Genomic DNA, 18,960 nt, shown 5'->3' with positions numbered 1-18,960 from the left:
CAGTCATCCCGATTCGCGCCGCGTTGTGGATTTGGCGCCGCACCTCGGAAGCCCCCTCAAGGCTGGAAAACGGAGGGGTCCGTGTAAACGGCATCCAGTGGATGGCGTTGGCCGCGCAAATGGTCTTCCATGCAACGCAGCACCAGGGGGCTGCGGTGGCGATCCTGGCTGGCGCGCACCTCGTCGGGCGTGAGCCAGAGCGTGCGCAGGATGCCGGTGTCGAGCACCCGTCCGGCCACGGTCTCGCCCAGTTCGCCCGTGTAAGCGAAGCGCAGGTAGGTGATGTCCTGCGCCGCCTCGCCCGGACGCTGGCGCTGGAAGCGCGAGAGGTAGACGCCCAGCAAGTGGGTCGGCGTGAAGCGGTGGGTGGTTTCCTCCAGCGCCTCACGCACGCAGCCCTCCAGCGGTGACTCGCCCGGCTCCAGGTGCCCGGCCGGGTTGTTCAGGCGCAGGCCCTCGGGCGTCTCCTCTTCCACCAGCAGGTAACGGCCGTCGCGCTCGATGACGGCCGCCACGGTGACGCTGGGATTCCAACGGTTGCTCATGGGACGGAATTCTATGAAACGCCTGGGAACGCCATAGCGTTTATTCCAGGGTGGCATGAGTTTCTCGGGTAAGCTTGCCGCCCGAAAGGCGGCGCCTGACCTAGAGCACGCGGCCGCGCCACAGGTTTCAAAACTATCCAGGAGATTTTCATGCAAGCTGGTTCGACAGCCTCGGCGGCTCCGGCGGCGCAGCGCATTGGCGTGCCGCGGGAGACCTTCCCTGGCGAAAAGCGCGTCGCCACCGCGCCCGAGGTGGTGGAAAAACTCATCAAGCTCGGCTTCAAGGTCGCGGTCGAGTCCGGGGCGGGCGAAGCCGCGAACTTCAGCGATGAGGCCTACCGCGCCGCAGGCGCCGAAGTCATCGGCGGTGCCACGGCGCTGTGGGCGGCTTCCGACATCGTGTTCAAGGTGCGTCCGCCGACCTCGGCCGAGGTCGGCCTGTTGCGCGAGGGCGGGACGCTGATCGGCTTCGTCTGGCCCGCTCAGAACCCCGAGTTGATGCAGCAATTGGCCGCGCGCAAGGCCACGGTGCTGGCCATCGACTGCTTGCCCCGCACCCTCTCGCGCGCCCAGAAGATGGACGCGCTGACCTCCATGGCCGGTGTCAGCGGCTACCGCGCCGTCATTGAGGCGGCCAATGCCTTCGGGCGTTTCTTCAACGGCCAGATCACGGCCGCGGGCAAGGTGCCACCGGCCAAGGTTTTCATCGCCGGTGCCGGCGTGGCCGGTCTCTCGGCCATCGGCACGGCCGCCAACCTGGGTGCGATCGTGCGCGCCAATGACACCCGTGCCGAAGTGGCCGACCAGGTCATCTCGCTGGGCGGTGAGTTCGTCAAGGTTGACTACGAAGAAGAAGGCTCAGGCGGCGGCGGCTACGCCAAGGTCATGAGCGAGGGCTTCCAGGCCGCGCAGCGTGCCATGTACGCGCAGCAGGCCAAGGAGGTCGACATCATCATCACCACCGCGCTGATCCCGGGCAAGCCCGCGCCCAAGCTGATCACGGCCGAGATGGTCAAGTCCATGAAGCCGGGCAGCGTGATCGTGGACATGGCCGCCGAGCAGGGCGGCAACTGCGAGCTGACCGAGCCGGGCCAGTCTGTCGTCAAGCACGGCGTGACCATCGTGGGCTACACCGACCTGGCCTCGCGCCTGGCCAAGCAGTCGTCCACGCTGTACGCGACCAACCTGCTGCGCCTCACGGAAGAACTCTGCAAGGCCAAGGACGGCGTCGCCAACGTCAACATGGACGACGACGCCATTCGCGGCCTGACGGTCATCAAGGACGGCGCGGTCACCTGGCCCGCGCCCCCCCTGAAAGCCGCTGCCGCGCCCGCGCCCAAGCCGACTGCGGCGCCCGTGGCTGAGAAGAAAGGCGGTCATGGTCACGGCAGCACGGGCCCGCTGCCCGCCAAGACCCTGGCCACCCTCTTCGCCGTCGCCGCGCTGGCCTTCTGGTTCATCGGTGCCTATGCGCCGACCGCCTTCCTGGGTCACTTCACGGTCTTCGTGCTGGCCTGCTTCATCGGCTACATGGTGGTCTGGAACGTCACGCCCGCGCTGCACACGCCGCTGATGAGCGTGACCAACGCCATCTCCAGCATCATCGCCATCGGGGCACTGGTGCAGATCGCGCCGCCTGAGGCAGGCACGGCCGGCCGACCCGACGAGTTGATCCGCTGGCTGGCCTTCGCCGGCATCGTGCTGACGGCCATCAACATGTTTGGCGGTTTCGCCGTCACGCGCCGCATGCTCGCCATGTTCCGCAAATAAGAACAAGAAGGAAGAACGACCATGTCACTCAGTCTCGCCACGGTGGCCTATCTCGGCGCCGCGATTCTTTTCATCCTCAGCCTCGGCGGCCTGTCCAACCCGGAAACCTCGCGTCGCGGCAATCTGTTCGGCATCATCGGCATGGCGCTGGCCGTGCTGGCGACCATCTTTGGTCCACGCGTGAGCACCGACGGCATCGCCTGGATCATCATCGCACTGCTGATCGGCGGTGGCATCGGTCTCTACGCGGCCAAGGTCGTGAAGATGACGCAGATGCCCGAGTTGGTCGCGCTGATGCACAGCCTGGTCGGCCTGGCCGCCTGCCTGGTCGGTTTCGCCAGCTATGTCGACACCTCGATCCAATACCAAGACGCGGAAAAGGTCATCCACGAAGTGGAGATCTACATCGGCATCCTGATCGGCGCGGTCACCTTCTCGGGCTCGTTGATTGCCTTCGGCAAGCTCAACGGCAAGATCGGCGGCAAGCCGCTGCTGCTGCCCGCGCGCCACTGGCTCAACCTCGTGGCCCTGCTGGTGGTGATCTGGTTCGGTCGTGAGTTCATCCACGCGCCCACGGTGACCGAGGGCATGACGCCGCTGATCGTGATGACCGTCATCGCCCTGCTGTTCGGCGTGCACATGGTGATGGCCATCGGCGGCGCCGACATGCCCGTGGTGGTGTCCATGCTGAACAGCTACTCGGGCTGGGCCGCCGCGGCCACCGGCTTCATGCTGAGCAACGACCTGCTGATCGTGACCGGCGCGCTGGTGGGCTCCTCGGGCGCCATCCTGTCCTACATCATGTGTAACGCGATGAACCGCAACTTCATCAGCGTCATCGCTGGCGGCTTCGGCTCCGGTGCCAGTGCCCCGGCCAAGAAGGGCAATGCAGGGGTCAGCGCCGAGCCGCAAGGTGAGGTCGTGCCGGTGACGGCCACGGAGACCGCCGAGCTGCTGCGCGAAGCCAAGAGCGTGATCATCGTGCCGGGCTATGGCATGGCGGTGGCCCAGGCCCAGCACACGGTCAACGAGATCACCAAGACCCTGCGCGACAAGGGTGTGACCGTGCGCTTCGGCATCCATCCCGTGGCGGGCCGCATGCCGGGCCACATGAACGTGCTGCTGGCCGAGGCCAAGGTGCCTTACGACATCGTGATGGAGATGGACGAGATCAATGAGGACTTCCCGGACACCGACGTGGCCATGGTCATCGGCGCCAACGACATCGTGAACCCGGCCGCCCAGGACGATCCGACCAGCCCCATCGCCGGCATGCCGGTGCTCGAAGTCTGGAAGGCCCGCACCTCCATCGTCATGAAGCGCTCCATGGCTTCGGGATATGCCGGCGTGGATAACCCCCTGTTCTACAAGGAAAATAACCGCATGCTTTTCGGAGATGCGAAGAAGATGTTGGACGAAGTGCTGGTCGCCCTGAAAATTTGACGGGCATAATTCCGCGACGGAAAAAGCACGACCGTGCTGGAATTTCCAGCACGGTCTTTTTGTTCCGCTATCGTTAGAACCGACAACACAGGAGACAAGACATGAGCGATCGCATCTGGCTTAAAAGCTATCCCGAAGGCGTGCCGCACGACCTGCCGCCACTGCCTTACAGCTCGCTGGTGGCCTTGCTGGAGGAGAGCTTCCGTAAGTACGCGGACCGCCCCGCTTACAGCTTCCTGGGCAAGGAACTGAGCTATGCGGACACCGACCGGCTGAGCCGCGCCTTCGCCGCCTACTTACAAGGTCTGGGCCTGGCCAAGGGCGATCGCGTCGCGATCATGATGCCCAACGTGCCGCAATACCCGGTGACCGTGGCCGCCATCCTGCGCGCTGGTTACGTCGTCGTGAACGTCAACCCGCTCTACACCGCGCGCGAGCTTGAGCATCAGCTCAAGGACAGCGGATCAAAAGCCATCGTCATCATCGAGAACTTCGCCGCCACGCTGCAGAAGTGCATCGCCAACACCCCCGTCAAGCATGTGGTGCTGGCCGCCATGGGTGATCTGATCGGCCTCAAGGGCCACATCGTGAACCTGGTGGTGCGCAAGGTCAAGAAGCTGGTGCCGCCCTTCGAGCTGCCGACTGCGGTGCGCTTCAACGAGGCCCTGGCTCAGGGCGCGCGCAAGACCTTGAACCAGCCCGACCTGAAGCCGGATGACGTCGCCGTACTGCAATACACGGGCGGCACCACGGGCGTGAGCAAGGGCGCGGTGCTGCTGCACCGCAACGTCATCGCCAACGCGCTGCAGTCCGAGTTGTGGAACGCGCCGGTCATGAGCAAGGTACCGGCGAACGAACAACCCACGGGCGTGTGCGCGCTGCCGCTGTACCACATCTTCGCCTTCACCGTGGGCATGATGCTCAGCCTGCGCAATGGCAGCAAGCTCATCCTCATCCCCAACCCGCGTGACCTGCCCGCCGTGCTGAAGGAACTCAGCAAGCACACCTTCCACAGCTTCCCCGCCGTCAACACCCTCTTCAACGGCCTGGTCAACCACCCCGATTTCCACACGGTGGACTGGAGCAACCTCAAGGTGTCCTTGGGCGGCGGCATGTCCGTGCAGAGCGCCGTGGCCGACAAATGGCTGAAGCAGACGCAATGCCCCATCGTGGAGGGTTACGGCCTGTCGGAAACCAGCCCCTCGACGAGCTGCAACCCGGTGACGAACAAGGAGTTCACCGGCACCATTGGCGTGCCGCTGCCCTCCACGTACATGAAGATCATCGACGACGATGGCCGCGACGTGCCCCAGGGCCAGCCCGGCGAGATCGCCATCAAGGGCCCGCAAGTGATGGCCGGCTACTGGCAGCGCCCGGATGAGACCGCCAAGGTCATGACCTCCGACGGCTGGTTCAAGAGCGGCGACATCGGCGTCATGGACGAGAAGGGCTACTTCAAGATCGTGGACCGCAAGAAGGACATGATCCTGGTCAGCGGCTTCAACGTCTACCCGAACGAAGTTGAGGACGTGGTGGCGCGCATGCCTGGCGTGCTGGAAGTCGCCGCCGTGGGCGTGCCCAACGAGGAAAGCGGTGAAGCCGTGAAGCTGGTGATCGTCAAGCGCGACCCGGCCCTGACGCAGGAACAAGTGCAGGCCTACTGCCGCGAGAACCTGACGGGCTACAAGCGCCCCAAGGTCATCGAGTTCCGCACCGAGCTGCCCAAGACCCCGGTGGGCAAGATCCTGCGGCGCGAGCTGCGGGACAAAGCATGACCCAGAGAATCATGCTTTGCGGTGTAGGCCAACTTGGCATCGCCCAGTTAAGCGCAGCGGACCGAAGCTACAGGTGAGCATGATCCGGTGAAGCTCGCCATCGTCTCCGCCATGCGCGAGGAACTCGCCGCCGTGCTCGCGAACATCGAGGACGGTGTGTCGGAGCAAGTGGCCGGGCGCGAGTTCTGGCGGGGTCGCCTGCACGGCCACGAAGTCGTGGCGGTGCAGGCCCGCATCGGCAAGGTCGCGGCGGCGGCGACGGCCGCCGTGCTGGCCGAGCGCTACCAAGTCGACGCCATCCTCTTCACCGGAGTGGCCGGCGGGTTGGCCGAGGGCGTGCGGCGCGGCGACGTGGTTGTGGCCCAGGAGTTCCTTCAACACGACATGGATGCCTCGCCGCTGTTCCCGCGCTTCGAGGCCCCACTGTACGGACGCGCCCGTTTTCCCACCGATCCAAGCTGGAGCGAGCGCCTGGCACGAGCCGTTCAGCGGGCGCTGCCACAAGCCGGCCTGCACCGTGGCCTCGTGGTCAGCGGCGACCGTTTCGTCGCCAGCGCCGCCGACAGCGCAAGTTTGCGCGCAGCGCTGCCCGATGCACTGGCGGTCGAGATGGAAGGTGCCGCCGTCGCCCAGGTCTGCCTGGACTACGGCCTGCCCTACGCCGCCGTGCGAACGATTTCGGACCGCGCCGACGATGCAGCGCATGGCGATTTTCAGCAATTCATCGATGAAACCGCCAGCCGCTATTCGGCGGCCATCGTGCAGGCGCTGCTGGTCTGACCGGCGTCAAGTACGGCCGTAGGTGTCTTCAAAGCGAACAATGTCGTCCTCACCGAGGTAGCTGCCGCTTTGCACCTCGATGATCTCCAGCGGCACCTTGCCAGGATTGGATAGGCGATGCGTCTCTCCCAGCGCAATGTAGGTCGACTGGTTCTCGCTCAGCAGAATTTTCTTTTCACCACAGGTGACTTCGGCGGTTCCGGTGACCACGATCCAGTGCTCGGCGCGGTGGTAGTGCATCTGCAAGCTCAAGGATGCCCCTGGATTGACCATGATGCGCTTGACCTTGAAGCGCTCGCCCGCGTCCACGCTGTCATACCAGCCCCAGGGACGGTGCACCTTGCGGTGCAGGGCTTGTTCCTCGCGCTTGCACTGGTCCAGCGCCAGCACGAGCTTCTTGACATCCTGGCTCTTGCCGCGGTCAGCCACGAGTATGGCGTCCGCCGTTTCGACGATGACCAGATTGTCCACTCCCACCACACCGACCAGGCGACTGCTGGCGTGGATCAAGGTATTGCATGTATCGGCGACGACAACGTCGCCTCGCAGCACATTGCCAGCGGCGTCCTGCGCGCTCACCTGCCAGACCGACTCCCAGCCCCCCAGATCACTCCATCCCGCGAGCAAGGGAACCATGAGGATGGGGATATCCGAACCCGGACATTTTTCGATGACGGCGTAATCGATGGATTCAGCGGGAACTGCGGCAAAGCCTTCCTTGCCCGGGCGGACAAAAGCGGCGTCAACCGTCCTGTCCTGCCAGGCTGCGCGCGCCGCCTGCGCCATGTCGGGTCGAAAACGCGTCAGCGCCTGCAACCATGTGCTGGCCCGGAGCACGAACATACCGGCATTCCAGTAATAGCCCCCGTGGGTCAGATACCCCTGGGCCGTGGGAAGGTCCGGTTTTTCCACAAAGGCACGAACGTCGCACACAGCGCCGATGGTGGCGCCCTCGGCCAGGATGTAGCCGTAGCCGGTTTCAGGGCGATCAGGCGTCACGCCCAGGATGACGATGGCGCCATCGGCGGCGCCGTTCAGCGCGGTCTGCAAAGCCTGCGCGTATGCGACCTCGTCCCCCACGGTCTGGTCGGCCGGAGTGACGACCAGGATGGGATCACCACCGTCCTCGGTGGCCTGCAAGGCGGCCAGGGTCAAGGCTGGCGCCGTGTTGCGTCCCGCGGGTTCCAACAAGAAGGTGGTGGTTACATCCGGCAGTTCCCTCAATTGATTCAGTGCCAGAAAACGGTGCTCTTCGTTGGTGACGACCAGAGTCGCTCCCAACGCAACATCGGAACCCGCCGCTTGCACACGCTGCACTGCTTGCTGGAAGAGGCTGCTGGTTCCAGTCAGAACAAGGAACTGCTTGGGAAACCCCGCGCGTGACAACGGCCACAGCCGGGTTCCCGAGCCACCGCAGAGAATCACCGGCGTGACGTTGTTCATGGCGCGAATTCTCGCAGCTCATCCTCAGCTCAACGCCTGCGCCAGCTAGCCGAACGGATACTTGACAAAAAGGTTGGCCCCTCCTTGCCACGCCCGATGATTCCGGCATCGGCAGGCAGCGGACAGTGCCGCCTTGGGTTCGGACGGCCTATCGACCGACTTCCTGCCGAGGAAGTACAAGCGCCTGCTGGTGATCGGGAAATCGTACGCAAAACCCGACGGTGCTTTGACCTCGCTCGGGACGAGCCGGCCAGAAGTGGTGGAACTGCGCTCAGCGAATTTCGAGCGGCATCGTCACGCCGAAGAACCACCGCCCGCCTTCGTCGGTGCCACTGACGCCCTGCTGGCGACTGATGTCGATGTTGCCATTGCGACCAACGCCAATGCGCAAACCCAGGCGCAGGTAGTCGGCCTCGAAACGGCGGAAACGCTCTCCTATGAAGGACCATTGCCCCATGTCCGTCATCATGGCGGGCAGTCGCGCGCCGTCCGGCGTCCATTCCAGGGCCACGCCCCAGCGGGAATAGTCCTCGTCGCCACCCCCATTCCTGCCATCGACGATGTCGGTTCCGATGTTGAGATGCAGGGCGTACTCACGTCGTGCCGACCACGAAGGCGTCCAGGTGAACAATCCGTTGAAGGAACTCAGCGCGTACTCGGGCGGGAAAGGACGCGCGTCCAGCCCCAGCTCATAGGACAGCCCCAGCCCCACTTCGGGATCGACGGCATGCGCCCATTTGAGCCCCAGGCCCAGGCCCGTCTGAGAGGGGTAGTCAGAGTCGGAGTTGAGCGAGCGCTCATGCTCGGCCGACAGGCCGACCTCCACCGGCCCGACGCCACAGGACGCCCCCAGGTGCAGCAACGTGGTGGCACTGTCGCCCACCCACGCATCGGCCACGCAGGCTCGGGGTGCCAGGATCGTGGCGTCATCCACCGCGTGGTGTCCGCCTGCCGCCTGTGCGCTCGAAGCCAGGACGGCCATGCCGACCAGCAGCATGCCGCGTCGAACACCCTGTTTCAGAAACTTTTTTTTCATCGTCGCAACCACCCTTTCTTGTGGAAATAGACCATGGGCACCACCGCGCTAAGGATCATCAAACCCAGGGCGAATGGATAACCCCAAGGCTGGCTCAGCTCGGGCATGTGCTCGAAATTCATGCCGTAGAGACTGGCGATCATGGTTGGCGGCAGGAAGGCCACGCTGGCCACGGAAAAAATCTTGATGATCTTGTTCTGATTGATGTTGATGAAGCCGACGGTCGCGTCCATCAGGAAGTTGATCTTGTCGAACAGGAAGGCGGTATGGCCGTCGAGCGAATCGATGTCACGCATGATCTGTCGCGCCTCTTCAAACTGCTCCGCGCCCAGCATGCGGCTGCGCATCATGAAGCTGACGGCGCGGCGCGTGTCCATCGCGTTGCGACGGATGCGCCCATTCAAGTCCTCCTGCCGCGCGATGGCCGCAAGCACCGCGCCAGCCAGCTCATCGGTGACTTCGCCGGACAACACCAGCTTGCTGGCTTTCTCCAGTTCGTCGTACACACTTTCCAGGCGATCCGCACAGTACTCCACGTCGGCATCGAAGAGCTTGAGCAACACCTCCCGGGCGTCGGCGATCAGTCCCGGCGCGCGGCGCGCACGCATGCGCAGCAGGCGGAACACGGGAAGGTCTTCGTCGTGGATGGAGAACAGCACGCCCTTGCTCTTGAGCTGGTCATTCGCGAGATTCAGGATGAAGGCCGCACGCACCGAGCGCGGCTGATCTTCGTCGGTGATCAGGAAATCGCTGCGGATGTGCAGGTCACCGTTGTCTTCTTCATAGAAACGGGCCGATTCCTCGATGTCCTCGTCCATCGCGTCCTCGGGAATCGAGAGGCCGTAATACTGCTTGACCCAGCGTTTTTCCTCGAGCGTGGGCGCCTCCAAGTCGACCCAGATGGGCTGGAATCGCGACAGTTCCTCCAGCGATTCGATCTCTTCCTGAAACAAGCGGCCATTAACGAGCGTGAAGATGTTGAGCATGGCGCCTGCGACGGGAAACGTTGAAGGAAATGCGCTCGATTATCGCACCGCACCATGGCGCGGCGCATTGTGCTCGCGACAGATGAAGCCGCTTTCAGCATTCTGCAATGAGACAAATTTCACGCACGCGCATGAATAAAAAAACAGGATGATTCGACGGGAAAAGGCATTGCATTTCAGCAAGGTCGGGCGCATAGTGAATTCGTCCGCAGCCGTGCAGCCCCGATCATTCAGCGGCGTCGCAAGGGATCGATCTCGGGGTTGCCGGGTACGGCGCTTTCTCTTCATTCAAGACTATGGAGGCGTCCATGAATTTGACGATCAGCGGCCATCATCTCGATGTCACTCCGGCCCTGCGCAACTATGTCACCAGCAAGTTGGACCGCATCACGCGCCACTTCGACCAGCTTGTCGACATCAAGGTGCTTCTGAGCGTGGAAAAGCAAAAGGAAAAGGAACGGCGTCAGCGCGCCGAATGCAATATCCACGTCAAGGGCAATGATCTCTTCGCTGAGAGCACGCACGCGGACCTCTACGCCGCCGTGGATGAATTGATGGACAAGCTGGACCGCCAGGTGGTACGCCACAAGGACAGGCTGCAAAGCCACCATGCCGCTCCCGCCAAACACCTCTTGCAATAAGCGACTCGTCCCGCGATGGCGTCCGATGGGCGCTCCACAAGCCAGCGCCTGTATGCAGATACAGGCGCTTTTTCATGACCGGCGGCCAAAGCGCTTACTTATGCATAATCAGCGCTCCCATGAACCGTCTCGCCGTCATCCTGCCCGCCGCGCAAGTGCTCACGCGCGTTGAAGCCACCAGCAAGAAGCGGGTGTTCGAGGAAGTAGGCCTGCTGTTCGAGAACCTGCACGGTCTGAACCGGGCCCTGGTGGCTGACAGCCTGTTCGCACGGGAGCGCCTGGGCTCCACCGGCTTGGGTCATGGCGTGGCCATACCGCATGGTCGCATCAAGGGACTGAAGACCCCCCTGGCCGCCGTGCTGCGATTGACGCACCCTATCGTCTTCGATGCGCCCGATGCCCTTCCGGTGGGTCTGTTCATCGTGCTGCTGGTGCCCGAGGCCGCGACGCAAAAGCACCTGGAAATCCTCTCCGAAATCGCCGAGATGCTCAGCGACACCACGCTGCGCGAACAGCTCACGGCCGACGGCGACGATACGTCGCTCCATGCGCTGATCGCCGGCTGGCGTTCGTCGCAAAGCTCCGCGCAGTCCCTCTCCGCATAGCGCCGCGCCGAACCGCGCAGGCCGTCGTCCCCCACACCCTTGAAGGAGCGCCATGAGGCCCACCGTTGTCAGCGCCGAAGTGCTGTTTGAAGAGTTCCGTGGCCGGCTCAAGTGGGAATGGGTGGCCGGTCTGGGAGCGTCAGAACGCCGCTTCGATGAGGTGGCCGTGCGGGCCGCCCGCTCGGGCGCGGACCTGGTGGGTTACCTCAACTACATCCACCCCTACCGTGTGCAGGTCATGGGTGAACGTGAAATCGCCTATTTGACCCGCGGCACGCACGAAGATTGCGCGCGCCGGGTGGCGCGTATCACCACGTTGGAGCCCCCGGTGCTGGTGCTGGCCGACAGCCAGCCCGCGCCCAAGGCTCTGGTGGACTTCTGCGAAAACGCAAACATCCCGATGTTCGCCTCGCCCGAATCGTCCGCCTACGTGATCGACGTGCTGCGCAGCTACCTGTCTCGACACTTCGCGGACCGCGCGTCCATGCACGGCGTGTTCATGGACATCTTGGGCCTGGGCGTGCTGATCACTGGCGAATCGGGCTTGGGCAAGAGTGAGCTCGGCCTGGAACTGATCTCGCGCGGGCATGGTCTGGTCGCCGACGACGCGGTGGACCTCTACCGCGTGAACCAGGACACCATCGAAGGCCGCTGCCCGGAGCTACTGCGCAACCTGCTGGAGGTTCGCGGCATCGGCCTGCTCGACATCAAGGCCATCTTCGGTGAGACCGCCGTGCGCCGCCGAATGCGGCTCAAGCTCATCGTGCACCTGGTGCGCAAGGAGACGATGGAGCGAGACTACGAGCGCATCCCGTCTGAGCCGCTGCGACAGGACGTGCTGGGCATTCCGGTGCGCAAGGCCATCATCCAGGTGGTGGCTGGGCGCAACTTGGCGGTGCTGGTGGAGGCTGCGGTGCGCAACACCATCCTGCAACTGCGCGGCATCGACACCTACAAGGAATTCACAGAGCGGCACCGCAAGGCCATGGGCGGCTAAGCGTACGTCCCATCAGCGGGAAGAAGAAGAAGGCGAAACGAATCAGCGTTGCAGCTGAGCGCCCTTGGCGCAGTCGGCACACAAGCCATAGAGCGACATGGTGTGCTCCTGCAGCAGCCACCCCTTTTCCTTGGCGATGGCCTTTTGCCGGGTCTCGATCTGTTCGTCGTAGAACTCCTCGACCTTGCCGCATTTGGTGCAGATGAAGTGGTCGTGGTGATGGCCTTCGTTCAGCTCGTAGATGGCTTTGCCACCCTCGAAATTGCTGCGGATCAGGATGCCGGCCTGCTCGAACTGTGTCAGCACCCGGTAAACGGTCGCCAGGCCCACGTCCGAATGCTCGTCCAGCAGCACGCGGAACACGTCTTCCGCGCTCATGTGCCTTTGCTTACCCTTCTGAAAAATCTCCAGCACCTTCAGGCGGGGCAGGGTCGCTTTCAGACCGGTGCTCTTGAGTTCGTCGATGGTGCTCATGGGCAGGCTCCTGGACTGAGGGATTTCGTGGGCAGGATGAGAGAAAATACAATGGTTGATGATAGCGCGTTCGCCGCTCCTGGCAGCTCGGTGCCGGGTTTCCACCCGTCACTGTCGCGCCCCACCCTTCCCGTCGCACGCATTTTTCCCATGCTCCACACATTACGCCGCCTTCATCGCGCGGCTTTCATCGCCACACTGACTTGCGCGGTCGGCGCCACGCTTGTGCTCGCAGCCTGCGCACCCTACCGCCCCACCGTTGTGCAAGGCAATGTGATCACGCGAGAGCAGCTTGGCGTGCTGCGCCCGGGCATGAGCCGCATCCAGGTGCGTGACATCCTGGGCACTCCGCTGGTCGCCGACCTGTTCCACGCCCAGCGCTGGGACTATGTCTTCACCATCAAGCAACAAGGTGTGGCGCCGCAAGCGCGCCGGCTCACGGTCTTTTTCCAGGACGATCGTCTGGAGCGCTTTGAAAGCGATGCGGAGCTTCCCAGCGAAGCCGAGTTCGCCGCCAGCCTGAGCAAACCCGTCACCAAACGGGTTCCTCTGCTGCAGGCCGATGAACAGGACCTCGCCGACTTCCCGCCGCCCGCGCCCGCCGCGCCCCCCCCGCCCGTGCCCCCTCTGCCCAGCAGCTATCCGCCCCTGGAATCCACGCCCCAGTCATGAGCCTCTCCACTTCTCTTCCCTCGCCTTCCGGCCTGCGCCGCCGCCGTATCGCCGTGGCCGGCGCTTCCGGCCGCATGGGCCGCATGCTGATCGAAGCCGTCCAGGCGGACGACGCCTTTGAACTGGCTGGGGCGCTGGACCACGCCCACAGCACTGCCCTGGGTCAGGAAGCCACGGCCTTCCTCGGCCAGGCCAGCGGCGTGACCATCACCGCCGATCTGCGCTCCGGTCTGCAGAATGCCGGCACGCTGATCGACTTCACGCGCCCCGAAGGCACGCTGGCGCACCTCGCGGTCTGTCGGGAACTGGGCGTGGCCCTGGTCATCGGCACCACGGGCTTCAACGAAGCTCAGAAGGCCGAGATCTCCGCGGCAGCCCGGGACATCCCCATCGTGCTCGCGCCCAATATGAGCGTGGGCGTCAACGTCACCCTGAAGCTGCTGGCCATGGCCGCCCAAGCCCTGTCCACGGGCTACGACATCGAGATCATCGAAGCCCACCATCGCCACAAGGTCGATGCGCCCAGCGGCACCGCGCTCAAGATGGGCGAGGTCATCGCCGAGGCCCTGGGCCGCGATCTGAAGGATTGCGCGGTCTATGAACGCTATGGTCACACGGGGGAACGCGATCCGTCCACCATCGGCTTCTCGACCATCCGCGGCGGCGACATCGTGGGCGACCACACCGTGCTCTTCGCGGGCACGGGTGAACGCATCGAGATCACACACAAATCCGCGAGCCGCGCCACCTACGCCCAGGGCAGCCTGCGCGCCGTGGGTTTCCTCGCCGACAAGCAAAACGGCCTGTACGACATGTTCGACGTGCTCGGCCTGAAATAAGTCTCTCCATCAGCACCATGCAAGAAAAATACTCGCCTCTCGAAGTCGAACACGACGCGCGGATCGACTGGCTCGCGCAGGACGCCTACCGCGTGACGGAAAACGCGCTGGATGCACAAGGTCAGCCCAAACCGAAGTTCTACGCCTGCTCCATGCTGCCCTACCCCAGCGGCAAGCTGCACATGGGCCATGTGCGCAACTACACGATCAACGACATGCTGGCGCGCAACCTGCGCATGAAGGGCTACAACGTGCTCATGCCCATGGGCTGGGACGCCTTCGGCCTGCCGGCCGAGAACGCGGCGCTCAAGAACGGTGTGCCGCCGGCCAAGTGGACCTACGAGAACATCGCCTACATGAAGGGGCAGATGCAGGCCATGGGCCTGGCCATCGACTGGAGCCGCGAGGTTGCCACTTGCGACCCCACGTACTACAAGTGGAACCAATGGCTCTTCCTCAAGATGCTCGAGAAGGGCATCGCCTACCGCAAGACCCAGGTTGTGAACTGGGACCCGGTGGACCAGACTGTGCTGGCCAATGAGCAGGTCATCGACGGGCGCGGGTGGCGCACCGGTGCCCTGGTCGAGAAACGCGAGATCCCGGGTTATTACCTCAAAATCACCGACTACGCCGAAGAGTTGCTGGACCAAGTACAGCTCGGTAACCCCAAGGCCACGCTGACCGGCTGGCCGGACAAGGTGCGGCTGATGCAGGAAAACTGGATCGGCAAGAGCGAGGGGGTGCGCTTCGCCTTCCCGCACGAGATCAAGGGCGCTGACGGCAACCTCATCCAAGGCGGCAATCTGTACGTTTTCACCACCCGCGCCGACACCATCATGGGCGTGACCTTCTGCGCCGTCGCGCCCGAGCATCCGCTGGCCACGCACGCCGCCCAGGGCAACGCCAAACTCGCCGCCTTCATCGAGGACTGCAAGAAGGGCGGCACCACCGAAGCCGAGCTCGCACTCAAGGAAAAGGAAGGCTTGCCTACCGGCCTGTTCGTCACGCACCCGCTCACGGGTGAGAAGGTCGAGGTCTGGGTCGGCAACTACGTGCTCATGAGTTACGGCGACGGCGCTGTCATGGGCGTGCCCGCGCACGACGAGCGTGACTTTGCCTTCGCCAAGAAATACGGGATTCCGATCAAGCAAGTGATCGAAGTTGAAGGCGCGACCTTCTCTACCGAGGCCTGGGCCGAGTGGTATGGCGACAAGCAAAAAGGCGTCTGTGTCCACAGCGGCGTGTTGGATGGCCTGGGCCACAAGGCCGCCGTTGACAAGGTGGCCGAACTGCTCGGGACCAAAGGTCTGGGCGAGAAGAAAACCACCTGGCGCCTGCGCGACTGGGGCGTCAGCCGCCAGCGCTACTGGGGCACGCCCATCCCCATCATCCACTGCGAGGAGCACGGCGCCGTGCCGGTGCCCGAGCAGGACCTGCCCGTGGTGCTGCCGCAGGACTGCGTGCCAGATGGCTCTGGCAATCCGCTGCACAAGCACGAAGGATTCCACGCTGGCGTGGTGTGCCCTGTCTGCGGCAAGCCCGCGCGTCGCGAGACGGACACCATGGACACCTTCGTGGACAGCTCCTGGTACTTCATGCGCTACTGCGACCCGGCCAACGCCGAGAAAATGGTCGCGGACGGCGCCGACTACTGGATGCCGATGAACCAGTACATCGGAGGCATCGAACACGCCATCCTGCACCTGCTGTACGCGCGCTTCTGGACCAAGGTGATGCGTGACCTGGGTCTGGTCAAGATCGACGAGCCCTTCACCCACCTGCTCACGCAAGGCATGGTGCTCAACCACATCTACTCGCGTCGCACCGACAAGGGCGGCAAGGAGTACTTCTGGCCCCATGACGTGGAGCATGTGCTCGACGCGACCGGCAAGATCATCGGCGCCAAGCTCAAGAACGCCGTGGAAAGTGGTGGAGTGACGCTGCCCGCGGGCACACCCATCGATTACGAAGGCGTGGGCACCATGTCCAAGTCCAAGAACAATGGCGTGGACCCCCAGGACCTGATCGAGAAGTACGGCGCCGACACGGCGCGCCTCTACACCATGTTCGCCGCGCCGCCCGAGGCCACGCTGGAGTGGAACGACACCGCAGTCGAGGGCAGTCACCGCTTCCTCAAGCGCGTCTGGGCCTTGGGGGTCAAGCTGGCGACCCTGGACAAGAGCGCCGCAGAAGCCAGCGTAGCCGGCAAGCAATCGCTGAACGATGTGGCATTCAGCCCGCAGGCCAAGGCCCTGCGCTTCGAAGTGCACAGCGTGCTCAAGCAGGTGGACTACGACTACCTGCGCATGCAGTACAACACCGTGGTTTCGGGCGTGATGAAGATGCTCAATGCCCTGGAAAGCTTCAAGGGGCAAGGCAGCGCGGGCGCGGAAGTGGCGCTGATCGAAGGTTTCGGCATCCTCTTGCGCTGCCTCTACCCCGCCACGCCCCACATCACCCACGTGCTGTGGGAAGAGCTGGGTTATGCCGCTCAGTTTGGCGGCCTGCTGGACGCGTCCTGGCCCAAGGTGGATGACCACGCCCTGCGCCAGGACGAGGTGGACCTGATGTTGCAAGTCAACGGCAAGCTGCGCGGTGCGCTGCGCGTGGCAGCGAGCGCGAGCAAGGAAGTCATCGAAGCTGCGGCGCTGGCCTCGCCCGACTTCGCCAAGTTCGCGGAAGGCAAGCCGGCGAAAAAAGTCATCGTCGTGCCAGGTCGCCTGGTCAACGTCGTGGTCTAGTAGCACATGTACGGACCCATACCGCAATTGACACGCACGGCGCGATTCGCATGTCTGTTGCTGGCAGCGACCCTCGCGGCGTGCGGCTTTGGCCTGCGCGCCAACGCCAACTATCCTTTTGCCAGCCTGTACAGCAGCACCTCGCCGTACTCGCCATTGGGCATGGAATTGCAACGCCAACTGCCCGGCAGCGGTCCCCTGGTCTACATGACGGCGCCCGCCAAGGCCCATGACGCGCAGGTGGTCCTGGACGTGTATGGCGAGCAGCGCAAGAAAACCCTTCTGGGCGGCACCATCGCGGGCCAGGCGCGCGAATTCCAATTACAACTGACCCTGAAGTTCAGCCTGCGCACGCCCCAGGGCAGGAGCATCATTCCCGAGACCACGCTGACGCAGCAGCGCACCTTGAGCTACGACGAAACCCTGGCGCTGGCCAAGGAAGCGGAGGAAGCCGCGCTCTACCGCAACATGCAGGTCGCGCTGGTGCAGCAGATCGTGCGTCGCCTCGCTGCCTTGGATGCCGAGTCCATGCAGGAACCGCCGCAGGAGTGAAGCTGCGGCACCACGAGACGGAATTCGAAATTGACAAGAATGCTGAAAAGCTGCTTAGCCCCCCTTGTGCTGCTGCCTTGCCTGCTTAGCCCTGCGCTGGCGGACAGTCCGGTGGACAACCCCATGTTCGGGGAGAAGCAAAACCAGTTCGGGCTTTATGCGGGCGGCTCCACCGGGACGGGCGCCGTGTCCCGCATGGGCAGCACCTTGCAAGTCCAGGAAGACCTGGGCGTGGTCGAATTGCAGTACGCACAACCGTCGACTTTTTTCCGTCTGCCCGCGCGCTCATCGATCCATGTCGCGCAAATCGTGGGCCAAGACAAAACGCAAGTGGTCTTCGGACTGATGCAGGAATTCCTGCTTGTACCCAACTTCGAGCGTTTCTACGCGGGCCTGGGCCTGGGCATCTACATCAAGGAACGCAGCACCGACGGGCGTGTCGACTCGGCCTTCACCTTCGGCGAAAAACTGTTCCTGGGCTATCGCTTCGATAACGACTACAGCATGGAACTTTACTGGCGGCATTTCTCCAACGGCGACATCACGCCCGTCAACAAGGCCTACAACTTCGTGGGTCTGGGGTTGATCAAAAACTTCTGACCATGCAAGTCGCCGCCGCGCAACTGGCCGCTCACCTAGGCAAGGGACTCAAGCCCCTCTACACCGTGCACGGCGACGAACCCCTGTTGCAGCAAGAAGCCGCAGACGCCATCCGAGCGGCCGCACGCGCCACAGGCTATAGCGAGCGCAGCGTGCACACGGTGTCCGGCGCGCATTTTGACTGGAGCGTCGTGCTGGCTGCGGGCGGTAGTCTGAGCCTGTTCGCGGAGCGGCAAATCGTCGAAATCCGCGTGCCCAGCGGCAAACCGGGCAAGGACGGCAGCGCCGCCTTGCAGCAGATCGCCGAGGCCGCGCAAAGCAACGACTGCACACTCACCCTGGTGCTGCTGCCCCGCCTGGACATGCAAACAAAGAAGGGCGCCTGGTTTGGCGCGCTGGAGAGCTTTGGCGTCACCGTGCAGGTGGACCCCGTGGAGCGCCGCGTGCTGCCAGCCTGGATCGCCCAGCGCCTGGGCGCCCAGGGTCAGCGCGTGACCGAGGGCGAGGAAGGCCAGCGCAGCCTGCAATTCTTCGCCGACCGGGTCGAAGGCAATCTGCTGGCCGCGCACCAGGAAATCAGCAAGCTAGCCCTGCTCTACCCCGCAGGCACCCTGAGCTTCGAGCAGATCGAATCCGCCGTGTTGAACGTCGCTCGCTATGACGTGTTCAAACTCGCGGAAGCCGTGCTGGCCGGGCAGGCCGCACGCACGCAGAAAATGCTGGACGGCCTGCAGGCCGAGGGCGAGGCCGGGGTGCTGGCGCACTACGCCATCGCCGAAGACATCCGTGGCCTCAAACGTGTCAAGGACGCCATCCGCCAGGGGCGCCCCTTGCCCATGGCACTGCGCGAACAGCGCGTTTGGGGTGTCAAGGAAAAGCTCTACGAACGTGCGCTGCCACGCCTGTCGGAAGCCCAATTGAACGATCTGCTCCACGCCGCGCACCAGGTGGACGGCATCGTGAAAGGCCTGAAGGCACCGGGCTGGCCCGCAGACGGCTGGCAAGCCCTGCACCGGCTCGCCATGGATGTCTGCCGTGCAGTGCAATAGCCCCCAGCGTAA

General features: G+C 63.8%; 18 protein-coding genes. 13 read left to right on the top strand and 5 right to left on the bottom strand.

The genetic code is table 11. The annotated features are described in order from the left end of the window. Window positions 1-56: 56 nt before the first annotated feature. Window positions 57-545 (bottom strand): NUDIX hydrolase, encoded by a 489-nt coding sequence (locus AZ34_RS04005; protein ID WP_035605048.1) that lies wholly within the window; start codon window positions 543-545, stop codon window positions 57-59. A gap of 150 nt (window positions 546-695) precedes the next feature. On the opposite strand from AZ34_RS04005, the gene AZ34_RS04000 reads away from it, so the two are divergent. The 4 genes from AZ34_RS04000 to AZ34_RS03985 all read left to right on the top strand — a co-directional run bounded on the left by AZ34_RS04000 (window position 696) and on the right by AZ34_RS03985 (window position 6,313). Continuing rightward, a complete protein-coding gene (locus AZ34_RS04000; RefSeq protein WP_051509516.1) occupies window positions 696-2,315 on the top strand; it encodes a Re/Si-specific NAD(P)(+) transhydrogenase subunit alpha in 1,620 nt (539 codons plus the stop codon). 21 nt (window positions 2,316-2,336) lie between these two features. Then, the gene (pntB, locus tag AZ34_RS03995) at window positions 2,337-3,758 is read left to right on the top strand and encodes a Re/Si-specific NAD(P)(+) transhydrogenase subunit beta (RefSeq protein ID WP_035605045.1); all 1,422 of its coding nucleotides are present in this window, start codon (window positions 2,337-2,339) and stop codon (window positions 3,756-3,758) included. Window positions 3,759-3,859: 101 nt separating this feature from the next. Beyond that, entirely contained in the window at window positions 3,860-5,533 is a 1,674-nt protein-coding gene (locus AZ34_RS03990; RefSeq protein ID WP_035605042.1) for a long-chain-fatty-acid--CoA ligase, read from the top strand. Between the two features lie 87 nt (window positions 5,534-5,620). Beyond that, complete coding sequence (locus tag AZ34_RS03985; protein ID WP_035605039.1) at window positions 5,621-6,313, top strand: 5'-methylthioadenosine/adenosylhomocysteine nucleosidase; 693 nt, start codon at window positions 5,621-5,623, stop codon at window positions 6,311-6,313. A gap of 6 nt (window positions 6,314-6,319) precedes the next feature. Here AZ34_RS03985 and AZ34_RS03980 read toward each other — a convergent pair whose 3' ends face one another. The 3 genes from AZ34_RS03980 to corA all read right to left on the bottom strand — a co-directional run bounded on the left by AZ34_RS03980 (window position 6,320) and on the right by corA (window position 9,778). Beyond that, window positions 6,320-7,756, bottom strand: coding sequence for a mannose-1-phosphate guanylyltransferase/mannose-6-phosphate isomerase (locus tag AZ34_RS03980; RefSeq protein WP_035605036.1), 1,437 nt, complete (start codon window positions 7,754-7,756; stop codon window positions 6,320-6,322). A gap of 271 nt (window positions 7,757-8,027) precedes the next feature. Then, window positions 8,028-8,792, bottom strand: a complete 765-nt coding sequence (locus AZ34_RS03975) for a hypothetical protein (RefSeq protein ID WP_155831716.1) — start codon at window positions 8,790-8,792, stop codon at window positions 8,028-8,030. After that, the gene (gene corA, locus AZ34_RS03970; RefSeq protein WP_035605030.1) at window positions 8,789-9,778 is read right to left on the bottom strand and encodes a magnesium/cobalt transporter CorA; all 990 of its coding nucleotides are present in this window, start codon (window positions 9,776-9,778) and stop codon (window positions 8,789-8,791) included. The genes AZ34_RS03975 and corA overlap by 4 nt, the downstream gene beginning before the upstream one ends. Before the next feature lie 308 nt (window positions 9,779-10,086). On the opposite strand from corA, the gene hpf reads away from it, so the two are divergent. The 3 genes from hpf (at window position 10,087) to hprK (ending at window position 12,021) form a co-directional block, all read left to right on the top strand. After that, complete coding sequence (hpf, locus tag AZ34_RS03965) at window positions 10,087-10,419, top strand: ribosome hibernation-promoting factor, HPF/YfiA family (RefSeq protein ID WP_035605027.1); 333 nt, start codon at window positions 10,087-10,089, stop codon at window positions 10,417-10,419. 119 nt (window positions 10,420-10,538) lie between these two features. Further along, window positions 10,539-11,024 (top strand): PTS sugar transporter subunit IIA, encoded by a 486-nt coding sequence (locus tag AZ34_RS03960; RefSeq protein ID WP_035605023.1) that lies wholly within the window; start codon window positions 10,539-10,541, stop codon window positions 11,022-11,024. Between the two features lie 52 nt (window positions 11,025-11,076). Beyond that, complete coding sequence (gene hprK, locus AZ34_RS03955) at window positions 11,077-12,021, top strand: HPr(Ser) kinase/phosphatase (RefSeq protein ID WP_035605020.1); 945 nt, start codon at window positions 11,077-11,079, stop codon at window positions 12,019-12,021. Window positions 12,022-12,063: 42 nt separating this feature from the next. On the opposite strand, the gene fur is transcribed toward hprK, so the two are convergent. Then, the gene (gene fur / locus AZ34_RS03950) at window positions 12,064-12,495 is read right to left on the bottom strand and encodes a ferric iron uptake transcriptional regulator (RefSeq protein ID WP_035605018.1); all 432 of its coding nucleotides are present in this window, start codon (window positions 12,493-12,495) and stop codon (window positions 12,064-12,066) included. A gap of 150 nt (window positions 12,496-12,645) precedes the next feature. On the opposite strand from fur, the gene AZ34_RS03945 reads away from it, so the two are divergent. The 6 genes from AZ34_RS03945 to holA are packed head-to-tail and all read left to right on the top strand — an operon-like array spanning window position 12,646 to window position 18,948. Continuing rightward, on the top strand, window positions 12,646-13,167 hold the full coding sequence (locus AZ34_RS03945; protein WP_081767296.1) for an outer membrane protein assembly factor BamE: 522 nt from the start codon (window positions 12,646-12,648) through the stop codon (window positions 13,165-13,167). After that, complete coding sequence (gene dapB, locus AZ34_RS03940) at window positions 13,164-14,006, top strand: 4-hydroxy-tetrahydrodipicolinate reductase (protein WP_035605015.1); 843 nt, start codon at window positions 13,164-13,166, stop codon at window positions 14,004-14,006. Before AZ34_RS03945 ends, dapB begins: the two co-directional genes overlap by 4 nt. A gap of 17 nt (window positions 14,007-14,023) precedes the next feature. Further along, the gene (gene leuS, locus AZ34_RS03935) at window positions 14,024-16,747 is read left to right on the top strand and encodes a leucine--tRNA ligase (RefSeq protein WP_035605012.1); all 2,724 of its coding nucleotides are present in this window, start codon (window positions 14,024-14,026) and stop codon (window positions 16,745-16,747) included. A gap of 57 nt (window positions 16,748-16,804) precedes the next feature. Further along, complete coding sequence (gene lptE / locus AZ34_RS03930) at window positions 16,805-17,299, top strand: LPS assembly lipoprotein LptE (protein WP_231495454.1); 495 nt, start codon at window positions 16,805-16,807, stop codon at window positions 17,297-17,299. Window positions 17,300-17,338: 39 nt separating this feature from the next. After that, on the top strand, window positions 17,339-17,899 hold the full coding sequence (locus tag AZ34_RS17525; RefSeq protein WP_081767069.1) for an acyloxyacyl hydrolase: 561 nt from the start codon (window positions 17,339-17,341) through the stop codon (window positions 17,897-17,899). A 2-nt stretch (window positions 17,900-17,901) separates the two neighbouring features. After that, entirely contained in the window at window positions 17,902-18,948 is a 1,047-nt protein-coding gene (holA, locus tag AZ34_RS03920) for a DNA polymerase III subunit delta (RefSeq protein WP_035605009.1), read from the top strand. Window positions 18,949-18,960 lie beyond the last annotated feature (12 nt).

The organism is Hylemonella gracilis str. Niagara R, assembly GCF_000600295.1.
Classification (GTDB): Bacteria; Pseudomonadota; Gammaproteobacteria; order Burkholderiales; family Burkholderiaceae_C; genus Hylemonella; species Hylemonella gracilis_A.
The sequence above is the reverse complement of the archived record's forward strand: the minus strand, read 5'-3'. Positions and strand labels throughout refer to the sequence as shown.

What these genes read in the sequence shown, in the direction of transcription:
- AZ34_RS04005 (WP_035605048.1), bottom strand. Translation starts at nt 545, where the DNA reads ATGAGCAACCGTTGGAATCCCAGCGTCACCGTGGCGGCCGTCATCGAG.
- AZ34_RS04000 (WP_051509516.1), top strand. Translation starts at nt 696, where the DNA reads ATGCAAGCTGGTTCGACAGCCTCGGCGGCTCCGGCGGCGCAGCGCATT.
- pntB (WP_035605045.1), top strand. Translation starts at nt 2,337, where the DNA reads ATGTCACTCAGTCTCGCCACGGTGGCCTATCTCGGCGCCGCGATTCTT.
- AZ34_RS03990 (WP_035605042.1), top strand. Translation starts at nt 3,860, where the DNA reads ATGAGCGATCGCATCTGGCTTAAAAGCTATCCCGAAGGCGTGCCGCAC.
- AZ34_RS03980 (WP_035605036.1), bottom strand. Translation starts at nt 7,756, where the DNA reads ATGAACAACGTCACGCCGGTGATTCTCTGCGGTGGCTCGGGAACCCGG.
- AZ34_RS03975 (WP_155831716.1), bottom strand. Translation starts at nt 8,792, where the DNA reads ATGAAAAAAAAGTTTCTGAAACAGGGTGTTCGACGCGGCATGCTGCTG.
- corA (WP_035605030.1), bottom strand. Translation starts at nt 9,778, where the DNA reads ATGCTCAACATCTTCACGCTCGTTAATGGCCGCTTGTTTCAGGAAGAG.
- hpf (WP_035605027.1), top strand. Translation starts at nt 10,087, where the DNA reads ATGAATTTGACGATCAGCGGCCATCATCTCGATGTCACTCCGGCCCTG.
- AZ34_RS03960 (WP_035605023.1), top strand. Translation starts at nt 10,539, where the DNA reads ATGAACCGTCTCGCCGTCATCCTGCCCGCCGCGCAAGTGCTCACGCGC.
- hprK (WP_035605020.1), top strand. Translation starts at nt 11,077, where the DNA reads ATGAGGCCCACCGTTGTCAGCGCCGAAGTGCTGTTTGAAGAGTTCCGT.
- fur (WP_035605018.1), bottom strand. Translation starts at nt 12,495, where the DNA reads ATGAGCACCATCGACGAACTCAAGAGCACCGGTCTGAAAGCGACCCTG.
- AZ34_RS03945 (WP_081767296.1), top strand. Translation starts at nt 12,646, where the DNA reads ATGCTCCACACATTACGCCGCCTTCATCGCGCGGCTTTCATCGCCACA.
- dapB (WP_035605015.1), top strand. Translation starts at nt 13,164, where the DNA reads ATGAGCCTCTCCACTTCTCTTCCCTCGCCTTCCGGCCTGCGCCGCCGC.
- leuS (WP_035605012.1), top strand. Translation starts at nt 14,024, where the DNA reads ATGCAAGAAAAATACTCGCCTCTCGAAGTCGAACACGACGCGCGGATC.
- AZ34_RS17525 (WP_081767069.1), top strand. Translation starts at nt 17,339, where the DNA reads ATGCTGAAAAGCTGCTTAGCCCCCCTTGTGCTGCTGCCTTGCCTGCTT.
- holA (WP_035605009.1), top strand. Translation starts at nt 17,902, where the DNA reads ATGCAAGTCGCCGCCGCGCAACTGGCCGCTCACCTAGGCAAGGGACTC.